Genomic DNA, 21153 nt, shown 5'->3' with positions numbered 1-21153 from the left:
CTCGTTCCGCACTGCGCCCGGTTTACTCCGGGCGCTTTTTTCTTTTCGCGGTTTTCCCTTTTCATTCCGGCAAGAAAACTGAATGGTCGCCCTATGACACAATACTCTGATGACCTGCTCAATGACGTCTTTGATCGCAGTAAAACAATTGCGGTGATTGGCTTTTCCATGAACCCAGCGCGTGCCAGCCATTATGTGGCGCAATTCTTGCATGAGCAGGGCTATCGGGTCATTCCGGTAAACCCTGGCCATGCTGGCAAAGAGATATTCGGTACGACAATTCGCGCGTCGCTTTCAGACATAGGTGAGCCCGTGGATATGATCGATGTTTTTCGCCGCTCGGATGCATTTATGGGCGTCGTGGAAGACGCACTTGAGCATCTACCTGACGTGCAGACCATTTGGACACAGCTAGGTGTGTTGGATGATGCCGCCGCTGCCAAAGCGGAGACGGCTGGGAAAACAGTGATTATGGACCGCTGTCCGAAGATCGAAATCCCGAGGCTTGGCCGCCTAAAGTAAAGTGACGCGGATTACAGGGAAGGGCCGTTACTTACGGCTCGCCTTTTCGGCAATTCCGCTGGTGCCCTGACGGCGCGCGAGTTCAGCTAGAACCTCATCCAGTGAAATGCCACGCGATTGCAGCATCACCAAAAGATGGAACAACACATCCGCGCTTTCGCTGATCAGCCCATCGCGATCATCTTTGATGGCTTCGATAATGGCCTCAACGGCCTCTTCGCCGAATTTCTCAGCACATTTTTCTGGACCTTTGGCGAGCAACTTTGCCGTCCAGCTGCTGTCTGGGTCCGCTTTCGCACGGGCCGCAATCGTGGCTGCTAGTTCATTGAGTGTGTTCATTGCTCAGTCCTCACTGCAGTCGCATTGGAATGCCGTTGGAAATCATATGCTGTTTGGCTTCTTGGACGGTGTATTCTCCAAAGTGGAAAATCGAAGCTGCAAGTACGGCAGACGCGCCACCTTTGGTCACACCTTCGACAAGGTGATCCAGGTTTCCAACACCACCAGACGCAATCACCGGAACATTTACGGCATCTGAAATCGCTTTGGTCAGTGGTAGATTAAAGCCCGACTTAGTTCCGTCGCGATCCATGCTTGTCAGCAGAATTTCTCCAGCGCCCTTTGAGGCCACGAGTTTGGCAAACTCAACCGCATCGATCGGGTTGCCATCGCCATCCAGCGCTTCTTTACGGCCTCCGTGGGTGAATATGCCCCACTTGTTTGGCGTACCGTTTTCATCATGCCCGATCGTTTTGGCGTCAATCGCACAGACAATGCACTGGCTTCCAAATTGATCGGCGGATTCTGCGATTACGTCTGGGCGGGCAACAGCAGCAGAGTTGAAGCTAACCTTGTCAGCACCTGACAAAAGCAAAGCGCGCACATCATCTTTGGTCCGCACTCCGCCACCGACAGTCAGAGGAACAAAACACTGCTCTGCCGTGCGGCGCACCATATCAAACATGGTGCCACGATTTTCATGGGTCGCGTGAATGTCGAGAAAACAGATTTCGTCCGCACCCGCCGCGTCATAGGCGCGCGCAGCTTCGACTGGGTCACCTGCATCACGCAGGCCCACAAAGTTTACGCCTTTGACCACACGGCCATCAGCGACATCCAGACAAGGGATCAGGCGGGTTTTCAACATCTTGGTACCTCTTGGCGTCCTCTTACGCGGTTTCACGCCATTGTCCAAGATGTCGATCCCCTCGATATATGCCGATCCTGCGATTTTCAGCCGTCAAGCAAATGTGATTGGCAAAAGGGTTGGCAAATGTCGTGAATGGCGGCGAAAGCACCTAGTTGAAAAGAGAGATTATGAAACGTTACCTAATAGCCGGAGCCATCGCCATGTCCTCAGCCCTCCCAGCCAGTGCAGAGCTGATCTCTGTTGTCAGCAATAAATCCGTATCCGCCTCATTGGATGCCCTACAAGCCGCTGTCGAAAACGCGGGTGCGAAAGTCTTTGCGCGTGTGGATCACGCAGGCGGCGCTCAAAAAATCGGAGAGTCCTTGGCGGATGCTGAGCTTCTGATTTTTGGCAACCCAAAAATCGGCACTCCGGCGATGCAGGCAGATATCAAAGCTGGTCTGTTTTTGCCGCTTAAGGTGTTGGCTTATGAAGATGCGGATGGAACGGTTTATCTGACCTATGAAGATCCGGCCGCGAGTTTTGCCGGGCTGAACATTGCCCCGGATGCGCCGTTTCTCGCGAAAATGAAGGGCGCATTGGGTAAATTGACTGCAGCAGCGGCTGAATAAAGCCTTCTTTAAAGGAACGCCGCGTTGGTTCGCTGCGCGGCGTTCATGATTGGGCTTAAGTAAGTGCAGCGGGCCTCGATTGCAGCTTTGCCGCCCGTGCCACACCGTTTCGAGCAATCATAATGTGAAACGGCATAATCGCGGCCAGATAAATTCGGCCACCCAGATTATGCGGGTGCACCCAGGTCGCCAAAGACAACATTCCATTCTCACTGATCACAGAGACACGAAAATCGAGGTGCTTGTCATCAAAGCCCGCGATGATCTCGCTCTCTGTTTCGCTTTCAACAGGGAAGGGGCCGAGTTTGTCTGCCGCCTCTGGTCCATCCTGATCTAACCCAAAAGGCGCGGTCACAATCCGGCGCAGGTGCAACAGAAATTTCCCCCAATTCGGAAAGTCGACAATTTCTGCCGCGGCCGCGCGCGGACTGATGTCGGCCTGGGTTGCGAAACAGTCCAGGAAGTCTTCGGGCTGAAGGCGTTTATGCAGTGCACTGGAGGCGGGAAGTTGGATTTTTTGGACCTTCGGTTTCATGCGCGATTCCTTTGAATGGGGCCTTCTCTACACCTTGGGGAGAGTGTGTAGATCTTCAAGCAACCGGGCGCGTTTGTCGCAGGTAAAATGCCCTAAAATGGTCACAATCCCACGGTTGATCGACTGCCCCAGTGCGGTATGAAACCTCATATTTTACTGGAGTAATTGTTATGTTTCGTTCTCTGCTACTGGGCAGCGTTGCTATTTTTGCAACCTCCACTCCCAGCTTGGCAAGCTCACTTCCAAAGGCGTCGGAATGCCGATTGCTTGAGCTCGCCTACAAGGTCACTTTGGCGCAAAAAGATGCGGCCTTCTCAGATATTTTGGTGGATTGCCCAGGATATGAGACCTGGGAGTTTCAGATGACCACACGTGACAATAGTAACGCGTTTCGCGATGCGATGGGCGCGCAGTTACCGGTCAAAGTTCAAATGGGTGGGGACGAGGCAAAGGCTTTGTTTCAGCGCATGATCTCACGCGGTGTGCCGTTGGATGTTGCTGAAGGTATGGTGGATACGAGGGCCTTTGATAAAGCCCTCGCAAGTCTTTCGAATTAAACCAATCCGTCGCGATCAGGCCTTGAGGACGCTAAGCGCCTCGGCCAGATCAATCGCACCATCATAAAGCGCGCGACCAGAGATCGCGCCATTCAGATCAGCACCGCAGGATTTCAAGGCGCGCAGATCGTCCAGAGATGACACACCACCAGAAGCGATCACCGGGATCGAGACTGCGTTGGCTAGGTCAGCCGTCGCTTGCACGTTCGGGCCTTTCATGGCGCCGTCACGCATGATGTCGGTGTAGATGATAGCCGCGACGCCAGCATCCTCAAATGATTTTGCGAGATCCGTGACCATCACGTCGGTTTCTTCGGCCCAGCCTTTGGTGGCCACTTTGCCGTTGCGCGCATCAATGCCGACGGCAACCTTGCCCGGGAATTCTTTGGCCGCTTCGCGTACCAGATCAGGGTTTTCAACGGCCACAGTGCCGAGGATCACACGTGCGAGGCCCTTGTCGATCCAGCGTTCGATGGTGGCCATGTCACGGATACCACCACCCAATTGCGCTGGGACTTTGGTTTGCTTGAGGATTTCTTCGACTGGGGCCGCATTCACGGGCTCGCCCGCAAAAGCACCGTTCAAATCAACCAAATGCAACCAGTCACAGCCGGCTTTCACGAACTCCAGCGCCTGCGCGGCTGGGTTGTCGTTGAACACTGTGGTCTTGTCCATGTCCCCGTGCAGCAGGCGCACGGCTTGGCCGTCTTTCAGGTCAATTGCAGGGTAGAGGATCATGGCAGTTTCCTTTGGACAATCGTCAGTCTTTTATCTCTCGCAGCCCTTATGCATGACCTTGCGCAAATGGCAACCTGACCCCAAGTCATTCTTGATTGAAGCGCGTGGCCTGCGTCAGGCTGTCTGGCAAACAGGGAGTGACACAAATGAAAACTGCTTTGCTTGCCGGGATTCTGAGCCTTTCAGCCACCTTCGCTCAGGCTGATGCCGCAACAGGAACTTGGAAAACCGAAGCCGGGGACACCGGCGGATATCTACATGTAAAGATGGTGCCTTGCGGGAATGCGCTTTGCGGCTCCATCGACAAAGCCTTCAGTGCTGGGGGCGGTGTAAGCTCTGACTACGAACACACTGGCAAACGCATGATTTGGGATATGAAGGCCGAAGGTGATGGCAGCTATGGCGGCGGCAAAATCTGGGCCCCAGACAAGAATAAGACCTATAAGTCGAAAATGTCGTTGAGTGGCAATAAGTTGACCGTCAAAGGCTGTGTTGCGGGTGGCGCAATTTGCCGAGGTCAAACGTGGACCCGCGTCAATTGATCCAAATCAGCTGAACATTCCAAGTTGCACCGGAATAACAGCGTAGCCCCCTTTAAGTTTGGCCGCCTTGAGGCGTTCAAGCTCCGCCTCTGCGGCGGGGGCTTCGCCCAAATAGTCGCGCTTTTCCTGCGCCGCACCACCAATCACACCCCATTCGCGTACCAGACACCACTCGCCAAACAACGTCTTGGTCAGGCGCAGCGCGTAGTACCGCTTTTGCTTGCGGGTGTGGTTGAATTTCTCAAGGCGGACGTGCACGAGGATATCCTTTGGCGATTGCGCCCGATATGCCCCGTGCTGTCGTCTCTGTCCAGAAGGCTTAGACCGCCCCGGTGTATTCCCCACGTGCCGGGTAGTCATTGGCGATGGCAAAATCCAATGCTGGTATCAGTTCACGGAAATGCGGACGCACAAACGGCATGGTTTGGACTGCCCCATAAAACAGCGTCTGGTCAGGGCGCACAAGGAACAGGCCCGGTTCGCTGAACAGGGCGGGCTCTTCGATGCCAATCGAAGTTTTGCCGCGAGAGGTCGAAATATACAGACCCCAAACACGTGCGGTCTGCAGTGGAAGGTCATATGCAAAGCGCAGACCTTTGGCGTTGATCTTTTCAGCCATTAGAGCGGTGCGCTCTTCGCCGTCAGAACTTACGGCAATCGCGCCAACGCCACGTTCCGCAAAGTCGCCGATTAGTTTTTCAAGTTCAGTCAGGTACGTTGCGCAAATCGGGCAGTGCAAGCCACGATAAAAGCAAACAATCGTGCCGCGCTCAGAGTTTTCGGCGCTGAGATCGAACTCTCCTCCGCCAAGGGTTGGCAGTTTCAATTCCGGGGTCTTTTGGCGAGGTATCAGCATCAAACAAATCCTATTTGTGAAGTTTCTCTTGCACTTTCTCAGATTTTTATGTCAGGTAATTCCAATTAATCTACCCAAAATGCCGGAATTTCAATGGATCGCATCACAACGCTTATGAACCGCTTTCATCGCACAGTGCGGGCATCGTCCCGATCTGACGCGGATATTGTTGTGCTCGGAGAGCAAGGTAACCCTCAGGAAGTGCGCTTTTATCCACATGATCGAGGTCAGCATCTACCGACTGAGCGCGAGCTTTGGTTTGCACAGGTTGATTGGACGGGGAATTTGAATCCGTTACAGCGCGCTTTGCCCAAAGAAGTGCGGTTTGATTTGACGGCCTGCGCCGAAACCCAGGCTTTGATCCAGGTGATTTTACAAGAACATACGCAAGCGCGCTGTGGCGGACACTGGGTGCTAAACCGGCTGGGGGATGTTCTGCTGGTGCGGCTTTTGCGCGATCAAATCGACAAGGGGTCAACCAAACCAGGACTGATTGCTGGGCTCGCAGATGAGCGCCTAAGCCGAGCAATTGTGGCCATGCATGACCACCCGGGACGGGTTTGGAACAATCAGGATCTAGCCTCAGAAGCGGGGCTGTCTTTGTCGCGGTTTAATGAGCTTTTCGCAGCGCAGGTTGGTGAGACCCCCATGGGCTATCTGCGTAAATGGCGGCTGACTTTGGCGCGGCAAGATCTGCAAAAAGGAGACCGCGTTGATGCGGTCTCTCGCCGATACGCCTATGGCTCCCCCGAAGCTTTCACACGCGCTTATCGTAAGGCCTATGACGAAGCCCCGATTGCGGCGCGCAAAGCTGCAAACGTCGCTTAGGGTTTCCAACGCAGGAAATTGCCAATCATGCGCAGGCCAACGTGTTGGCTTTTCTCCGGGTGAAATTGCATACCGACCATCGTGTCACGCCCGATAACCGCGGTGATGTCTCCCGCGTAATCCACATGGGCGATCCGTTCAGCTGGATTGGCGACCTGAAAATGATAGCTGTGCACGAAATAGACGTGTTGACCATTTTCCACGCCGTCCAGCAGCGCATGCGGTTGATCGATCACCAGATCGTTCCAACCCATATGCGGCACTTTCAGTGTTTCATCTTTGGGGGTGATCTTAACAACTTCGCCACCGACCCAATCCAGACCAGCAGTATCTTCGTATTCACGACCCGTGGTTGCCATCAGCTGCATGCCGACGCAGATGCCAAGGAAAGGGCGGCCCTTTTGTTCGACTGCTTCGACCATGGCGTCATAGATGCCTTTGTGGCCGCGCAGCTCCGCCGCGCAGGCCGGGAAAGCACCATCGCCCGGCAGGACCAAACGGTCGGCTTTTGCCACGACATCGGCATCCGACGTTACAATGACGTCCCCGGCATCAACTTCAGCAGCCATACGCTGAAAGGCCTTTTCCGCAGAGTGCAGATTGCCGCTTTCATAGTCGATGATCGCTGTCAGCATGGTGGTTCCTTTCGCTTGCCGACCAAGTGAAACGAAATCAGCGTCGGGTCAAGGGATAAGGATCAGTTACCAAGTGTTCCGATGCGGTCAAGTAATGTCATCACCTGTTCAAATGGGCCATCGGCAATAGCGGGTGGGGGATAGCCGAACTCTCCAGCAAGGTAGAGCAGGGTAAAGCCGTGGATCAAAGACCAGACTTGAATTTCGATAATTTGCGGATTTTGGCCCTCGGGAACAAAGGGCGCGCAGACACCGCGCAGAATATTGTAAGCATAACTGCCTTCTTGATTGTCGGGCACCAAAGCTGAAAGGCCCGTGCCAAAGATCACATTCAGCAAACCTGGATGTTGCAGGCCAAAAGCAAGGTAACCTTGGCAAATAGAGCGCAATCTGTCCTGTGGATCAACCAATCCGGTGAGCCCGTCTTCCAAGTACCGGGAAAAAATACGAAATCCTTCTTGAGCAATTGCAATTTTCAACCCGGCCAATCCGTCAAAATGATGCGCCGGAGCAGCGTGTGACACGCCAGCTCGCGCAGCACATTTTCGTAATGTCAGACCATCGATACCACTTTCTTCCAGCAGTTCGATACCAGCTAGCACCAAAGCCTCCTTCAAGTTTCCATGATGGTGTTTTTTCTTGGTGTCGGTCTTGGTCATGGCTCATTTCTAGCAAAAGACTTGACAGCGTCAAGATGTTTTGATTTTTACAGTGTCAAGATAAGCTTTACACTGTCAACTTAATGGATTCGCTATGTCTGCTTCAAAATTCCAGACCGAAACCTCTTGGTCTCTCATCCTTTTGTGGACGCTGTCTGTGCTCGTGTCTGTTGTCTCTTTGCGATTTCTGGTCGCTGAGTTGGCAATTGTTATGCCGCATATGATGCACCACGCGATGGCGCGACCTCTTAGTCTTTACCTTCACATTGGATTGGCCCCGGTTGCGCTTGCGTTGCTACCTGTCCAGTTTAGCGCGCGGATTCGAACTACACGCCCTGCCGTGCACCGCTGGGGCGGTCGCATTTATGCAATCGCCATTCTAATTTCTGGGACCAGTGGGATATTCCTCGCTTTGGGAACCGAAGCTGGGCCGGTCGCCGCTGCAGGGTTCGCAGGGCTTGCGGTTCTTTGGTTGGCGACAACGGCTCGGGCGGTTCAGCTTGCGATGCAAAGGCGCATTGCGCTTCATCGTGAATGGATGATCAGGTCCGCAGCACTGACACTCGCTGCGGTGACCCTGCGCCTTTATGTTCCGTTTGGACAAATGGCCGTTGGATTTGAGCTCGCTTACGTTGCGATCTCATGGCTCTGCTGGGTGCCAAATCTGTTTATTGCAGAATGGTTCTTGCGCCGCCGCAGCCGCACCCAACCTGCCTAACAAAAAACCCGGCACAAAGCCGGGCTTTTTAATAATCTGTCTTCAACACGTTAGAGCGCGCCTTTGGTCGACGGGATATCCCCAGCCTTACGCGGATCCGTTTCCACAGCGGTGCGCAGCGCGCGCGCTACAGCTTTGAATGCCGCTTCCACGATATGGTGGCTGTTCACGCCGTGCAGTTGATCAATGTGCAATGTGATGCCGCCATGCGTCGCAAAGCCCGTGAAGAACTCACGCACAAGCTCGGTATCAAAGGCACCAATTTTCTGCGTTGGGATGTCGACATTCCACACCAGAAATGGACGCGCAGACAAATCCAGCGCTGCACGCACTTGTGCGTCATCCATCGGTAGGTGGCATTCGCCGTAGCGATTGATGCCGCGCTTGTCACCAAGAGCTTTCACAAGCGCCTGACCCAGAGCGATGCCGGTATCTTCGACAGTGTGGTGATCATCGATGTGATAATCGCCTTTGGCGCGGATTTTGAAATCTATCAACGAGTGGCGCGACAGTTGGTCCAGCATATGGTCAAAAAACCCAACACCGGTTTGGTTGTCGTAGTTTCCTGTGCCATCCAGGTTAATCTCCACCGAAATTTCGGTTTCAGCTGTCTTGCGTGTCACGCTTGCGGTGCGCATGGGCGTATCCTCTTGATCTTTCGCCGCTCTTATAGGCGGGCCAGGGGGCTAGGGGAAGGCGAAGTATTTTGAATTTGCGTTAGTGTGTTGGATCTGTCGGTCGATAAGAGCTGTTAACTTTTGCGCGGTTTCAAAACAGAGAGAACACCAACTTATTGCTTGACCCTCCCGTAGCTGGAACCCCTAGGACGATTAAAAACTTGCGGAGAAAAATATGAAGAAGAATGCCATTGGTTTGGTTCTGGCGTGTGGCATCCTTGTGAGCGGGATTGCTATTTTTGACGTCAATTTGATTGCGCCAGCTCAAGCTGCACATGAGCTAGAAGCGCGTAATATTTTACGTGGAAAAGAGCTTTATGATGAGAACTGTGCATCATGTCATGGGGCCAACTTAGCGGGGCAAAAAAACTGGCAATCCAAGGGGGCTGACGGTATCGCGCCGGCGCCCCCACATGATGAGACGGGACACACCTGGCATCATGATAATCAACTCTTGTTTGATTACACTAAATTGGGTGGACAAAAGTTGCTTGCCGCGCGCGGAGTTGAAAACTATAACAGCGGGATGCCTGGGTTTGTCGGGCTGCTCGAAGATGATGATATTTGGGATATTCTTGGATATATTCATTCGACCTGGCCCAAACGTGTGCAGGATATCCAAGCAGCGCGAAATCAGCCTCACAAGTAATTCGATCTGGCCTGTATTTTTTATCGGCTCGTTGTCACGGGACTAAGAATGCATATTAGCCAAATAAAAAGCGCGCCTAACGGCGCGCTTTTACTTTTCGATCGTCAGAAAAGTTACTCTTTGGTCGCAATATTGCGGTCGTAGTCCAGACGTTCAGCCGCCTGCAAAGTCAGGATCTGGAAGAGGCGAGAGGCCTCGTCATCTGATCCCACTGGTGCGCCGCCATCTCCTGCGCTGCTGCCAAACACATAAGTCGGCACGTTGCGTTTTGCGAAGGCTTCGGCCCAGAGTTTTTGGATTTCGACTTCGGCGTCTAGTTTCTGTGCCAATGCGTTATCCGCCTCCAAGATTTGCGTCTTCGCATAGGCTTCCGCCTCTGCCGCAACTTGAACAGCTTCAGCGTCGATGCGCGCTTTCTCTAGCAGGATTTCAGAGCGCTCTTTGGCAATGCGTGCGGCTTCGCGTTCCCGCTCGGCTGCTGTGATCGCCAGTTGTTTTTCGGTTTCCGCATCAGTTGTCCGCTCGATCTGCGTAACCTTGGCAAAGGCCTGACGTTCCGCAACTTCACGTTCACCACGCGCAACAGCCAAGAGTTTTTGCTCTTCTTCCTGAATGCGCTGTTCACGCGCAATCGCGCGATCGGCCGCCGCTTGTTGGCGCAGCGCCATCCGATCCTTGAACTTCTGGTTAGGGTTCACATCTGTCACACGCGCCGACGTCACCGAAATCCCGAACTTTGTGAAGGACTGTTCTTTGCGGCGTGGCAGGCCTGTCGCATCGACCAGTTTTTCAACCACGAAAATGGTCTTGGTGTCATCGCCAAACTCTTCTTGATCCTCGCCCAAAGCCGCATTCGCAGTACCCGGGCGATCGCCAGAGATTTTCACGCGTTTTTCGATGCGGCGCACAAGATAAATGCCCGATTCCATCTGGCGTTGGAATTCGTTGTTGAATTCGGTTTTACCACCTTGGAAGTAATCCTCGGCAGACATCAATGCAGCTGTTGCCCCCAGAGTTTCCTCAAAGGCAGGCACCAATTCGGTGCGCAGCAGGTTTTCTGGCGTGCGGTATTGGCGCGCCAGACGCAAAAATGCATCTTCGTCACTTGGCAGTTCAAAGCGAGCAGTTGCGGAAACAAGCGCGTCTACCTGATCCAAGAATACCAATGATTTTGGCGCAAGGTTTGCGCTCATTTGAGCGCTTTCGACCTCGGCTACAACTTCGCCTCGCCCGCTGGATGACGCCTGCACAGACATTGCGTTTTTCCAAGCGTTGTAGCGACCAAAGAGGTGCAGGTTATACCCGGTGTCAGACACCATTTTCTCTTCGCCCAAGATTGTGCGGACGTGATATTTGAACCCAGGTTCGGCATAGAAAAACATGCCATTGAATGTGGTGACGAACACGATCATCAGGCCGGCAGCTTTGATGCCCCAACCCGAAAGATTGACGATTCCGTCGAGGTTTTGATTTTCTGGAAAATTGAAATTACGGCGAATAACGTATCCCGCCGCGATGATAAACAGACCTAAAATTGGCCAAAACAGCATAGAACTTCCTTTTAAAGCTGAGTTGAAAACAAGTTTGGGCGCAGCCTATGAGATCGCTTCGCCGAAAGAAACACACAACTATTAAGTGTGCATTCTTGTCGAAATTTCAAGTATTTGGTGTTTGGTTTTCAAGCAGGCATGAAGGAGACATTTTGGAGCGGGCGAGGCGATTCGAACGCCCGACCCTAACCTTGGCAAGGTTATGCTCTACCCCTGAGCTACGCCCGCACCGTTGAGTGAGGCGTGGAATATAAACTATGCCGCGATGCCGCAAGAGGAAAAGTACCACTTCAGCAAAAAAATCTTTGGCAAGCGACGGAAATTTCAAGCCGTCACGTTTGAATAGATATGAAGACAGTATTTCACACCACACTAGGATTGATGGCCAGCGCCTTTGTCACTTTGGCGGTCGCATTTTGGGCAACCGGTCCGGCTGCGCACGAGGGATCGCATGTCTCGCGCATCGTGTCTGATGTTTCGCAATTGAAGGTGATCGGCTCCGAAATGTTGCTTTCTCTGACAGTGACCAATTTTTCGGAAACGGATGTCGTTCTGCAGTCGGTGTGGGCAACAGGCGCAGAAGCTACAGCGATTGCCCCGGTTTCGATCGAGCAGGGTGCGGCGCAATTGGTGGAGGTCACTTTTGTATTTTCCTCCAGTATTCCCAGCATCTTTACCGCTGTTCTTGATTTCGGTGTGAACGGGCAGGGCCCGGTTTTGGTGATGAAGTAGATATTACGTAGGAGAAACAGGCATGTCCGGCACGGGAAACATTCGAATATTGGCGTTGGTCACGGCTTTGGGGGTGGCAAGCGTTGTTGACGTGGAAGCGCAAAACCGACCACAGATGCGTAACCACACAGCAACTGAGACAAAGCCACTTCAGTTGGCCTCTGCCACGCAGACAGTGCGATCTGGCAGTGTGCAAATCACGACCTCTGGCTCAACGCGCACCGTTAAATCCAATGGTGTGCCAGATCATGCGGTGGGTCGTTTCCCCAATCGTGGCAATCCAAATCGTATCAAAGCGCAGTCCTACAGCTTTAAAATGACCACGACGCCGCAAGCCGGTTCGGCAAAGGCACTTTCGCGCGGATTGCTCTTTGGTGTCGCCGTCAATGGCGTGCCATTTGATCCGGGCGCCGCTGAGTTTTGGAAGGGTAACCCGCAATCCGGTTGGCAATATGAAGCGCTTGGTGGCGCTGTGCGTCTGGGTTTAGACGAAAATTTCGGGCATGTGCAGCCGACAGGGGCCTATCATTATCATGGGCTGCCGGTTGGGCTGATGAATGAGTTGGGTTGGTCCAGTCAAACGGCATCGCCACTTATCGGATACGCAGCCGACGGGTTTCCGATCTATGCGATCACTGCAAATATCGATGGGCCTGTTCGCAAACTACAAAGCTCTTATCGGTTGAAAAGCGGCAACCGTCCGGGTGGGGCAGGCCCAACAGGAGAGTATGATGGCACCTTCGTCCAGGACTATACCTATGTCGAAGGGGCAGGCGATTTGGATCAATGCAATGGTGCAAATGTCAAAACTTCAGAGTATCCGAACGGCACATATGCTTACTTCCTGACAGATTCCTATCCGGTGATCCCAAGATGTTTGGTGGGGCAGGCCGATCGTAGTTTTAGCAAACGGCGTCGGTAAACGGATTACTCGCAAGACCGAATTCACAAACAAAAAAGGCCCCGGAATACCCGAGGCCTTTTCATTCTTAAAGATGGATTATTCCAGCTCGACCAACAGGTCTTTGGCGTCGATCTGACCACCTGCTGAAACATGAACGGCTTTCACAACCGCGTCGCGTTCAGCATGGATGCCGGTTTCCATTTTCATGGCTTCAATGGTCAGCAGTAGATCACCTTCGGCGACCTTTTGACCTGCAGTCGCGGCAACAGAGGCAACAACACCCGGCATTGGCGCTCCGACGTGGTTGGCATTGCCCAGTTCAGCCTTAGGACGCGATGCAGTGGAGGCTTTGACCAGACGGTTCGGTACGCGAATGACGCGCGGTTGGCCGTTGAGTTCAAAGAAGACCTTCACTTCGCCGTTTTCATCGGTTTCACCGATGGCTTGCAGGCGGATTTCCAGCGTTTTGCCCGGATCGATCTCTGCTGCGATCTCTTCACCGGCTTCCATACCGTAGAAGAAGGTTTTCGTCGGCAGGGCGCGGACTGGGCCGTACTGGCGGTGACGTCCCATGTAATCCAAGAAGACTTTTGGATACATCAGGTAGCCGTTCAGATCCTCATCGTCGATCTCAAGACCCTCAAGTTGCTTTGAGAGGTCCGCACGAGTTGCTTCCAGATCGATTGGCTCAAGATGGGCACCTGGACGATCCGTATTAGGCGCTTCGCCTTTCAGCGCCTTCTTGACGATCCCTTCAGGGAAGCCGCCAGCCGGTTGCCCCAGATTGCCGCGCATCATGTCGACAACAGAGTCCGGGAAAGCGACGTCTTTGTCAGGGTCTTCAACCTCGGACCGAGACAAGCCTTGGCTGACCATCATCAGGGCCATATCGCCGACCACTTTAGAAGACGGTGTTACCTTAACAATGTCGCCAAACATTTGGTTCACGTCCGCATAGGTATGCGCAACTTCGCTCCAGCGGTCTTCAAGACCCAAAGACCGAGCCTGCGCCTTCAGGTTGGTGAACTGACCGCCCGGCATTTCGTGCAAGTAGACCTCAGATGCAGGCGCTGCGGTACCGCTTTCAAAGGCGGTGTATTGCGCGCGCACGTTTTCCCAATAGCCAGAGATGTCGCGGATCGCTTCAATGTCCAGACCAGTGTCGCGGTCGGTGTTGCGCAGGGCTTCGACGATGGAACCCAAGCATGGCTGGGATGTCCCACCAGAGAAGGCGTCCATGGCTACATCCACGGCATCCACTCCTGCATCTGCAGCGGCCAAGATGGTCGCGCCTGCAATGCCGGATGTGTCATGGGTGTGGAAGTGGATCGGCAGGCCGACCTCTTCTTTCAACGCGCGGATCAAGAGCTTAGCTGAGGCCGGTTTCAAGAGGCCTGCCATGTCTTTCAGACCCAGGACATGTGCGCCGGCAGCTTCCAGTTCTTTCGCCATATCGACGTAGTATTTCACGTCATATTTGGCTCGGTTCGGATCCAGAATATCGCCGGTATAGCAGACAGTGCCTTCACAGACTTTGCCTGCTTCCTGAACCGCATCCATCGCAACACGCATGTTTTCAACCCAGTTCAGGCTGTCAAACACGCGGAAGACATCAATGCCCTTTGCAGCTTCCGTGACAAAGGCCTGCACAACGTTGTCAGGATAGTTGGTGTAGCCCACGCCGTTTGAGGCGCGCAGCAACATTTGTGTCATCAGGTTTGGCATTGCCGCCCGAAGATCGCGCAGACGCTGCCATGGGCATTCCTGCAAGAAGCGATAGGCCACATCAAATGTCGCGCCACCCCAGCATTCCATCGAGAAAAGCTGCGGCAGGTTGGCGGCATAAGTTGGCGCCACGCGCAGCATGTCTATCGAGCGCATCCGGGTTGCCAGCAAAGACTGGTGGCCATCGCGCATGGTGGTATCAGTCAAAAGCAATTGCTTTTGCTGCTTCATCCAATCAGCAACGGCCTGTGGACCCTTCTGTTCCAGAAGGTTGCGTGTGCCGTAAGCCGGATCAGCTTTTTTCTCAGGCGCAATTGGCAGCCGCAGGTCTGCAGCAGGTTCTGCGCGACCTTCGGTCTCTGGATGTCCATTCACCGAGATATCCGCAATATAAGTCAGAACCTTGGTGCCGCGGTCACGGCGCTTTTTGAAATCAAAAAGCTCTGGTGTCTCATCGATAAACTTTGTCGTGTAGGAATAATCCAAGAAAGTCGGGTGCTTCAGCAGGTTTTCCACAAAAGCGATGTTGGTGGACACGCCGCGAATACGGAACTCGCGTAGAGCTCGGTCCATCCGTTTGATGGCCTTTTCAGGGGTTGGTGCCCAAGCGGTCACCTTGGTCAGCAGGCTGTCGTAGTAGCGTGTGATCACGCCACCGGCGTAAGCCGTGCCGCCATCCAGACGGATGCCCATACCAGTTGCCGAACGATACGCCGTGATACGGCCGTAGTCAGGGATAAAGTTGTTGGACGGATCTTCTGTTGTCACACGCGTTTGCAATGCGTGACCGTTCAGACGAATGTCTTCTTGCGCCTCTTTGCCAGTGGCTTCGGCGATTGTTTTGCCTTCAGCAATCAAGATTTGCGATTGTACGATGTCGATGCCAGTGACCTCTTCGGTCACAGTGTGTTCAACCTGAACGCGCGGGTTCACTTCGATGAAGTAGAACTTGCCGGTGTTCATATCCATCAGGAATTCAACGGTACCTGCGCATTCGTAGTTCACGTGTTTGCAGATTTTGTAGCCCAGATCGCAGATTTCGGCGCGCTGTTCTTCGGTCAGGTACGGGGCAGGGGCACGTTCAACCACCTTTTGGTTGCGGCGTTGAACAGAACAGTCCCGTTCAAACAAGTGGTACATGCCGCCGTGTTTGTCGCCCAGAATCTGAACTTCGACGTGGCGCGCCTTGGTGATCATCTTCTCCAGATAACCTTCACCGTTGCCAAAGGCAGCCTCAGCCTCGCGACGGCCTTCCAGCACTTTCTCTTCAACTTCATCTTCGCCGAAGATGGGGCGCATGCCACGGCCGCCACCGCCCCATGACGCTTTCAGCATCAAAGGATAGCCGACTTCCGCCGCCTCTTTTTTTATGGCAGCCATGTCGTCGCCCAGCACTTCGGTCGCAGGGATCACTGGTACGCCGGCTTCGATCGCCACTTTGCGGGCCGAAGCCTTGTCACCCAGCGCGCGCATGGTTTCCGCCTTGGGGCCGATAAAGGTGATGCCATTCGCGGCACAAGCGTCGACGAACTCAGGGTTCTCTGACAGTAGACCGTAGCCTGGGTGGATTGCATCAGCGCCGCATTCGCGGGCAACACGAATGATTTCGTCGATGCTCAGATAGGCCGCAACCGGCCCCATCCCTTCACCAATGCGGTAGGCTTCATCCGCTTTAAAGCGGTGTAAACTTAGCTTGTCCTCTTCCGCAAAAATCGCGACGGTTTGCTTCCCCATTTCATTGGCGGCGCGCATTACACGGATCGCGATTTCGCCTCGGTTCGCTATCAAAATCTTCTTGAAGTCTGCCATCAGAGTGGGGCCTTTCCAAAGTAAGCGTATCGTTGGCCTTGGCTAAACCGCGTCTCTGCGTTTAATCAATACCAATGATTGCGGATATAGCAGGGATATGTTGGGAAAATTGGCCGGTTTGCTACCCAAAAAACACCGATGGGCGCAATTTCTTCGAAATTCTTGCTGATAATGGTAGCGCAAACATGATTTTAGGTCACGAATTGTGACCTAAAATCCGATTTGTTGGAATTAGTTCCGTTTTTGGCGAAATTTCATAAATTCTTGCTGTGGTGATTCACTCTTATTCAGCTGCGATCGGGGGATCCTTCGGCGCGGATTTTCCAGCCACCAAATTCACATTTTCGTCACCAGCATATACAACGCGATCTCGACCGGTGTTTTTGGCGTGATACATCGCTTCATCCGCAGCGCGTATGACATCTTGCGGAAGGGTGCCGTGCTCTGGCGCGTTAGCCACCCCAACCGAAGCCGTGATTTTTGGCAGCGTTTTGCTCTGATAATTCAGAGATAGCCCTGAGATTTTCACACATAATGCATTAACGCGTTTTCTGAGCTCCTTTGGCTGAACATCTGGCCAAAGCAAAACAAATTCCTCCCCGCCCATCCGGCAGGCGACTTCGTCATTTGAGCAGCTGTCGTCCAAGATCTCACCAACAGCGCGTAACACAAAATCCCCCGCATCGTGGCCATGTGTATCGTTGAACCGCTTAAAATGGTCGATGTCTAAATAGATTACATTGACCAACCGGCTTTTCTGGCCGGATAGATCCACAAAATGACGCAGCCGATCCACCATATGGCGCCGGTTAAAGAGCCCAGTCAGAGGATCACGCAGGGATTGTTCTTGCAGCTGGTCCCGCATGCGCACGTTTGCGATGGCCATTGAAATTTGTTCAGCACTCATCTGAGCCAGGTTGCGGGATTTCAAAAACCGTTCCTCGCTCGCGCCTTCAAGCTTTTTCAGATGCATCAGCCCGACGGTTTCCCCATGTGCCAAAATCGGAAAGCAAAAATAGGGGGTGTCATCATGCGGTTCGGCGTGTTCGCAAACAAAATCCACTTCGCTTGTGCCATATGTATATGTGCGGCCACGGCGCAGCCCCCAACAGCCTTCCGGGCGAATATGACGTTTGACTTCGCCACCATTCCAAGAGCTGACGCCATCCAATACATCCCGAGAATTGGAATAGACATACACGGAGCCTGAGCAATCGGGTAGCATATGCCCCATGAACTTTACCACCATGTCGAATAGTTCATCCAAAGATCGGCTGGATTGCAGCCATTCGTTCAGCTCTCCTAGTAGTTTCACCTCTTGGGCGAGATGAAGCTGGCGATCCATTAGTTCGCGTTCATTCTGTGAACGTGTTTGCAGTGCGCGATAGCGTGATTTATTCGATTTCCAGATAAAGCTGCCGATAAATATCAGCATAACGACAACCACGCTGGTTAAGGCGATCAATGTAAGCTGAACACGATTAATAAAGAGATCGCGTATTTCTGTGATGTCAGAATAGAAGGCGATCGCCCCGATAAATATGCCGTTCTGCATCACAGGAACGTAGACTTCGGCAACCTCATGCGCTGCGTTCGAATTTGTATTGCGCGCATGTAAAAGAAGGTCGTCAATTTCCGATGCTGGTTTGGTCTTATGTGTGTAAGACATCGCGCCATTGGCGACGTCAGATTGAAAAAACGGTTCTTTGGTGACAATCCCGATATCTGATGGGCGGGTGGACCAAAAAACTGATCCCTGTCTGTTGAGTAATTTGAATCTGTAGACATCAGACGCTTCTGGCAAAAGCGTTAAAAAATCGACTTCTGCTTCAGACAGAATCTGGCTGTCAAAGGTCTGCGTACTGTTGTCTAAATGTAAGATAACTCTGCGTTGCCACAGTTCGGCGCGCTCACGAATATCGCGTTCCAATACGATGTCGACAGCGGGAACTGTCAGGTACAGAATGCCAAAACCTGCTGTCAGCGTAAAAAGAATGGTCGCAAGCGCCCAGGTGATCCCTTGATTGTTAAAAAAACGCCTTCGGTTTGCACCCATCATGTTCCGACACCTCATTGTTCCCCAACTTTGATTTGCATTCAAAAGGGTTTCTTCGAGGTTAATTTTCAGTCACTCAGGCCTGAGATTTCATTCAAATGCATCCTATCTCGGCGTAAAGTTTTGTCGAAAACTGGGTGAACAAGACCAGAACATACCTTTTCCTAAGCTGCGGTTCGCTGTAATGTCTGCCCATGAGCAGTATTGACGAATTTGATGCCTTCGAAGGCGCTTCCCAGGGATCACTGACCTCTCGTGCGATGGCTGCGCGCCCATCGCCATACCTTGATGAGCTGAACCCAGCCCAACGGGAAGCGGTTAAGAAACTGGATGGGCCAGTATTGATGTTGGCGGGGGCAGGGACAGGTAAAACCAAGGCTCTCACATCTCGTATTGTCCACCTATTAAATACAGGTCGCGCCCAGCCGAATGAAATTTTGGCGGTGACCTTTACCAATAAAGCGGCCCGTGAAATGAAAAACCGGGTGGGTCGCATGCTTGGCCAGACGGTTGAAGGCATGCCTTGGCTTGGCACTTTCCATTCTATTTGTGTGAAGCTTCTGCGGCGGCATGCAGAGCTGGTTGGCTTGAAATCCAATTTCACTATTTTGGACACAGATGATCAAATTCGGCTTCTGAAACAACTGATCCAGGCCGCCAATATTGATGAAAAACGCTGGCCACCTCGCCAGTTGGCGTCATTGATTGATGCGTGGAAAAACAAGGCACTCACGCCTGAACGACTGCCGTCTTCGGATGCCGCTGCCTTTAACAATCGCGGTGGCGAGCTTTACGCACAGTACCAAACCCGGCTTCGAGAGCTGAATGCCGTCGATTTCGGTGATCTGCTTTTGCATGTTGTTGTGATTTTTCAAAACCATCCCGACATTTTGCAGCAATATCAGCGCTGGTTCCGTTTTGTCTTGGTGGACGAGTACCAAGATACCAACGTGGCGCAGTATTTGTGGCTGCGCCTTCTTGCCAAAGAACATAAAAACATCTGCTGTGTTGGGGATGATGACCAATCGATCTATGGCTGGCGCGGGGCCGAAGTGGGTAACATTCTGAAGTTCGAAAAAGACTTCCCAGGTGCGCATGTGGTGCGACTGGAGCAGAACTATCGCTCGACGCCTCATATTCTGGCTGCTGCCTCTGCCGTGATTTCTGGCAATGAAAACCGGTTGGGCAAAACGCTTTGGACAGAACAGGAAGAGGGCGAGAAGGTTCGCTTGATCGGTCATTGGGATGGCGAGGTCGAAGCGCGTTGGATCGGCGAGGAAGTCGAAGCGCTGCAAACTGGCACCCGCGGTATGAGACCCTATGGGTTGGAGGATATGGCCATCCTTGTGCGCGCCTCCCATCAGATGCGCGCCTTTGAAGACAGATTCCTGACCATCGGCTTGCCGTATCGCGTCATTGGTGGCCCGCGTTTTTATGAGCGCATGGAAATCCGCGATGCCATGGCCTATTTCCGCGTGGTCACCAGCCCCGAGGATGATCTGGCCTTTGAGCGGATTGTGAACACGCCGAAACGGGGCCTCGGCAATGTGGCTGTGCAAAAAATCCAAACCGCCGCGCGCGAAAACGGTGTGTCCCTCGTGGAAGGCGCACGTCTTCTACTGGATGCAAAAGGGATCGGTGGCAAAGGTGCAAAAGAGCTGCGCATTTTGGTCGACAATATTGATCGCTGGAGTGGGCTGGGCATTCAGCGTGAGGTGGAAATTCCGCTGAATGACGATGAAGTCATTGATGATGGCGCAACTCAATCCGCTATGCGCTTTGCGCCTTCCGCAGATGACATGCCGCATACGGAATTGGCCGAGATCATACTGGATGAATCAGGCTATACGTCCATGTGGCAGAACGACAAAACGCCTGAAGCACCGGGCCGCCTCGAGAACCTCAAGGAACTTGTCGGCCAACTGGCGAACTTCGACAATCTGCAGGGGTTCCTCGAACACGTTAGCCTTGTCATGGACAATGAAAATGACGATGCGGATGCTAAGATTTCCATCATGACGCTGCACGCAGCCAAGGGGCTAGAGTTCCCCGTGGTGTTCCTACCGGGCTGGGAAGATGGGCTATTCCCGTCGCAACGGTCAATGGATGAAAGTGGCCTTAAGGGGCTCGAGGAAGAACGGCGGCTTGCCTATGTGGGCATTACACGTGCCGAAGAGGTCTGCACCATCAGCTTTGCCAGCAACCGGCGGGTGTTTGGTCAATGGCAATCTCAGATGCCAAGCCGGTTTATTGATGAACTCTCAGAAGAGGATGTCGAGGTTCTCACAGCGCCGGGCATCTATGGCGGTGGCCATGCCGGCGCGGCGGGCGATTTTGGCAGTGGTATTCAGGATCGCATGCAATCGGCCAACACCTATAACTCACCCGGTTGGAAACGCATGCAAGATCGCGCTGGGCAACGGGGGCTAAGCCAACCGAAGGAAAGCAAAAATACAATTATCGACCTTGAAGCTGTCTCAAGCCATTCTGTTGGGGACCGCGTCTTTCACCAAAAGTTTGGCTATGGTGAGATCATGGAGATCGAAGGCGATAAGCTCGTAATTGAATTTGACAAGGCCGGTGAAAAAAAGGTCGTGGCCAAATTCGTAACTGCTTCAACTGATATCCCGTTCTAGCCGCCATCGCGCCTCCTTTGGTTCAGGTTGGGCATTAAACTAGGCGCAGCACATATTTTGATGC

Annotated in this window: 22 protein-coding genes and 1 tRNA gene; 10 read left to right on the top strand and 13 right to left on the bottom strand. The window is 53.0% G+C overall.

The features are described 5' to 3' along the window. Positions 1-93 precede the first annotated feature (93 nt). On the top strand, positions 94-522 hold the full coding sequence (locus JXQ85_RS08410; protein ID WP_421748450.1) for a CoA-binding protein: 429 nt from the start codon (positions 94-96) through the stop codon (positions 520-522). A gap of 27 nt (positions 523-549) precedes the next feature. On the opposite strand, the gene JXQ85_RS08405 is transcribed toward JXQ85_RS08410, so the two are convergent. Both JXQ85_RS08405 and hisF read right to left on the bottom strand, forming a co-directional pair. Then, positions 550-861, bottom strand: coding sequence for a phosphoribosyl-ATP diphosphatase (locus tag JXQ85_RS08405; protein ID WP_421748449.1), 312 nt, complete (start codon positions 859-861; stop codon positions 550-552). A 10-nt stretch (positions 862-871) separates the two neighbouring features. Further along, positions 872-1669 (bottom strand): imidazole glycerol phosphate synthase subunit HisF, encoded by a 798-nt coding sequence (gene hisF, locus JXQ85_RS08400; RefSeq protein WP_421748448.1) that lies wholly within the window; start codon positions 1667-1669, stop codon positions 872-874. Positions 1670-1839: 170 nt separating this feature from the next. On the opposite strand from hisF, the gene JXQ85_RS08395 reads away from it, so the two are divergent. Beyond that, positions 1840-2283: a DUF302 domain-containing protein gene (locus JXQ85_RS08395; RefSeq protein ID WP_421748447.1), complete on the top strand. Its 444-nt coding sequence runs from the start codon at positions 1840-1842 to the stop codon at positions 2281-2283. Positions 2284-2338: 55 nt separating this feature from the next. Here JXQ85_RS08395 and JXQ85_RS08390 read toward each other — a convergent pair whose 3' ends face one another. Then, positions 2339-2818 carry a DUF2867 domain-containing protein gene (locus JXQ85_RS08390; RefSeq protein ID WP_421748446.1) on the bottom strand — a complete coding sequence of 160 codons (480 nt, stop codon included), beginning with the start codon at positions 2816-2818 and terminating at the stop codon, positions 2339-2341. A 170-nt stretch (positions 2819-2988) separates the two neighbouring features. Between JXQ85_RS08390 and JXQ85_RS08385 the strand changes: the two genes are divergently transcribed. Further along, positions 2989-3375, top strand: coding sequence for a hypothetical protein (locus JXQ85_RS08385; protein ID WP_421748445.1), 387 nt, complete (start codon positions 2989-2991; stop codon positions 3373-3375). Between the two features lie 15 nt (positions 3376-3390). Here the strand turns inward: JXQ85_RS08385 and hisA are convergent, their stop codons facing one another. Next, entirely contained in the window at positions 3391-4113 is a 723-nt protein-coding gene (gene hisA, locus JXQ85_RS08380) for a 1-(5-phosphoribosyl)-5-[(5-phosphoribosylamino)methylideneamino]imidazole-4-carboxamide isomerase (RefSeq protein ID WP_421748444.1), read from the bottom strand. A 146-nt stretch (positions 4114-4259) separates the two neighbouring features. Between hisA and JXQ85_RS08375 the strand changes: the two genes are divergently transcribed. After that, positions 4260-4655: a DUF2147 domain-containing protein gene (locus tag JXQ85_RS08375; RefSeq protein ID WP_421748443.1), complete on the top strand. Its 396-nt coding sequence runs from the start codon at positions 4260-4262 to the stop codon at positions 4653-4655. 6 nt (positions 4656-4661) lie between these two features. Here JXQ85_RS08375 and JXQ85_RS08370 read toward each other — a convergent pair whose 3' ends face one another. Then, on the bottom strand, positions 4662-4913 hold the full coding sequence (locus JXQ85_RS08370; protein ID WP_421748442.1) for a WGR domain-containing protein: 252 nt from the start codon (positions 4911-4913) through the stop codon (positions 4662-4664). Positions 4914-4974: 61 nt separating this feature from the next. Beyond that, on the bottom strand, positions 4975-5511 hold the full coding sequence (locus tag JXQ85_RS08365; protein ID WP_421748441.1) for a peroxiredoxin-like family protein: 537 nt from the start codon (positions 5509-5511) through the stop codon (positions 4975-4977). Positions 5512-5604: 93 nt separating this feature from the next. Between JXQ85_RS08365 and JXQ85_RS08360 the strand changes: the two genes are divergently transcribed. Further along, positions 5605-6339: an AraC family transcriptional regulator gene (locus JXQ85_RS08360; protein ID WP_421748440.1), complete on the top strand. Its 735-nt coding sequence runs from the start codon at positions 5605-5607 to the stop codon at positions 6337-6339. On the opposite strand, the gene hisH is transcribed toward JXQ85_RS08360, so the two are convergent. Both hisH and JXQ85_RS08350 read right to left on the bottom strand, forming a co-directional pair. After that, a complete protein-coding gene (hisH, locus tag JXQ85_RS08355; RefSeq protein WP_421748439.1) occupies positions 6336-6974 on the bottom strand; it encodes an imidazole glycerol phosphate synthase subunit HisH in 639 nt (212 codons plus the stop codon). The genes JXQ85_RS08360 and hisH overlap by 4 nt on opposite strands. 62 nt (positions 6975-7036) lie before the next feature. Next, positions 7037-7633 (bottom strand): TetR/AcrR family transcriptional regulator, encoded by a 597-nt coding sequence (locus JXQ85_RS08350; RefSeq protein WP_421748438.1) that lies wholly within the window; start codon positions 7631-7633, stop codon positions 7037-7039. A 94-nt stretch (positions 7634-7727) separates the two neighbouring features. Here JXQ85_RS08350 and JXQ85_RS08345 point away from each other — a divergent pair, with 94 nt between their 5' ends. After that, a complete protein-coding gene (locus tag JXQ85_RS08345; protein WP_421748437.1) occupies positions 7728-8351 on the top strand; it encodes a DUF2306 domain-containing protein in 624 nt (207 codons plus the stop codon). 50 nt (positions 8352-8401) lie between these two features. Here JXQ85_RS08345 and hisB read toward each other — a convergent pair whose 3' ends face one another. Then, a complete protein-coding gene (gene hisB / locus JXQ85_RS08340; RefSeq protein WP_421748436.1) occupies positions 8402-8989 on the bottom strand; it encodes an imidazoleglycerol-phosphate dehydratase HisB in 588 nt (195 codons plus the stop codon). Between the two features lie 214 nt (positions 8990-9203). On the opposite strand from hisB, the gene JXQ85_RS08335 reads away from it, so the two are divergent. Beyond that, positions 9204-9677, top strand: a complete 474-nt coding sequence (locus tag JXQ85_RS08335; protein WP_421748435.1) for a c-type cytochrome — start codon at positions 9204-9206, stop codon at positions 9675-9677. 113 nt (positions 9678-9790) lie between these two features. On the opposite strand, the gene JXQ85_RS08330 is transcribed toward JXQ85_RS08335, so the two are convergent. Beyond that, positions 9791-11227 carry an SPFH domain-containing protein gene (locus JXQ85_RS08330; protein ID WP_421748434.1) on the bottom strand — a complete coding sequence of 479 codons (1437 nt, stop codon included), beginning with the start codon at positions 11225-11227 and terminating at the stop codon, positions 9791-9793. Between the two features lie 153 nt (positions 11228-11380). Beyond that, a tRNA-Gly gene (locus tag JXQ85_RS08325) sits at positions 11381-11455 on the bottom strand. A 120-nt stretch (positions 11456-11575) separates the two neighbouring features. Here JXQ85_RS08325 and JXQ85_RS08320 point away from each other — a divergent pair. Together JXQ85_RS08320 and JXQ85_RS08315 are read left to right on the top strand one after the other, a co-directional pair. Continuing rightward, positions 11576-11959: a hypothetical protein gene (locus JXQ85_RS08320; protein ID WP_421748433.1), complete on the top strand. Its 384-nt coding sequence runs from the start codon at positions 11576-11578 to the stop codon at positions 11957-11959. Positions 11960-11981: 22 nt separating this feature from the next. Then, positions 11982-12881, top strand: coding sequence for a YHYH protein (locus JXQ85_RS08315; protein WP_421748432.1), 900 nt, complete (start codon positions 11982-11984; stop codon positions 12879-12881). A gap of 78 nt (positions 12882-12959) precedes the next feature. Here JXQ85_RS08315 and JXQ85_RS08310 read toward each other — a convergent pair whose 3' ends face one another. Next, positions 12960-16397 (bottom strand): pyruvate carboxylase, encoded by a 3438-nt coding sequence (locus JXQ85_RS08310; RefSeq protein ID WP_421748431.1) that lies wholly within the window; start codon positions 16395-16397, stop codon positions 12960-12962. Positions 16398-16680: 283 nt separating this feature from the next. After that, a complete protein-coding gene (locus JXQ85_RS08305) occupies positions 16681-18456 on the bottom strand; it encodes a sensor domain-containing diguanylate cyclase (protein ID WP_421748430.1) in 1776 nt (591 codons plus the stop codon). Between the two features lie 191 nt (positions 18457-18647). Here JXQ85_RS08305 and JXQ85_RS08300 point away from each other — a divergent pair, with 191 nt between their 5' ends. Beyond that, entirely contained in the window at positions 18648-21089 is a 2442-nt protein-coding gene (locus JXQ85_RS08300; protein WP_421748429.1) for an ATP-dependent helicase, read from the top strand. Positions 21090-21153 lie beyond the last annotated feature (64 nt).

This window comes from Cognatishimia sp. (assembly GCF_049116455.1).
Taxonomy (GTDB): Bacteria; Pseudomonadota; Alphaproteobacteria; order Rhodobacterales; family Rhodobacteraceae; genus Cognatishimia.
The sequence above is the reverse complement of the archived record's forward strand: the minus strand, read 5'-3'. Positions and strand labels throughout refer to the sequence as shown.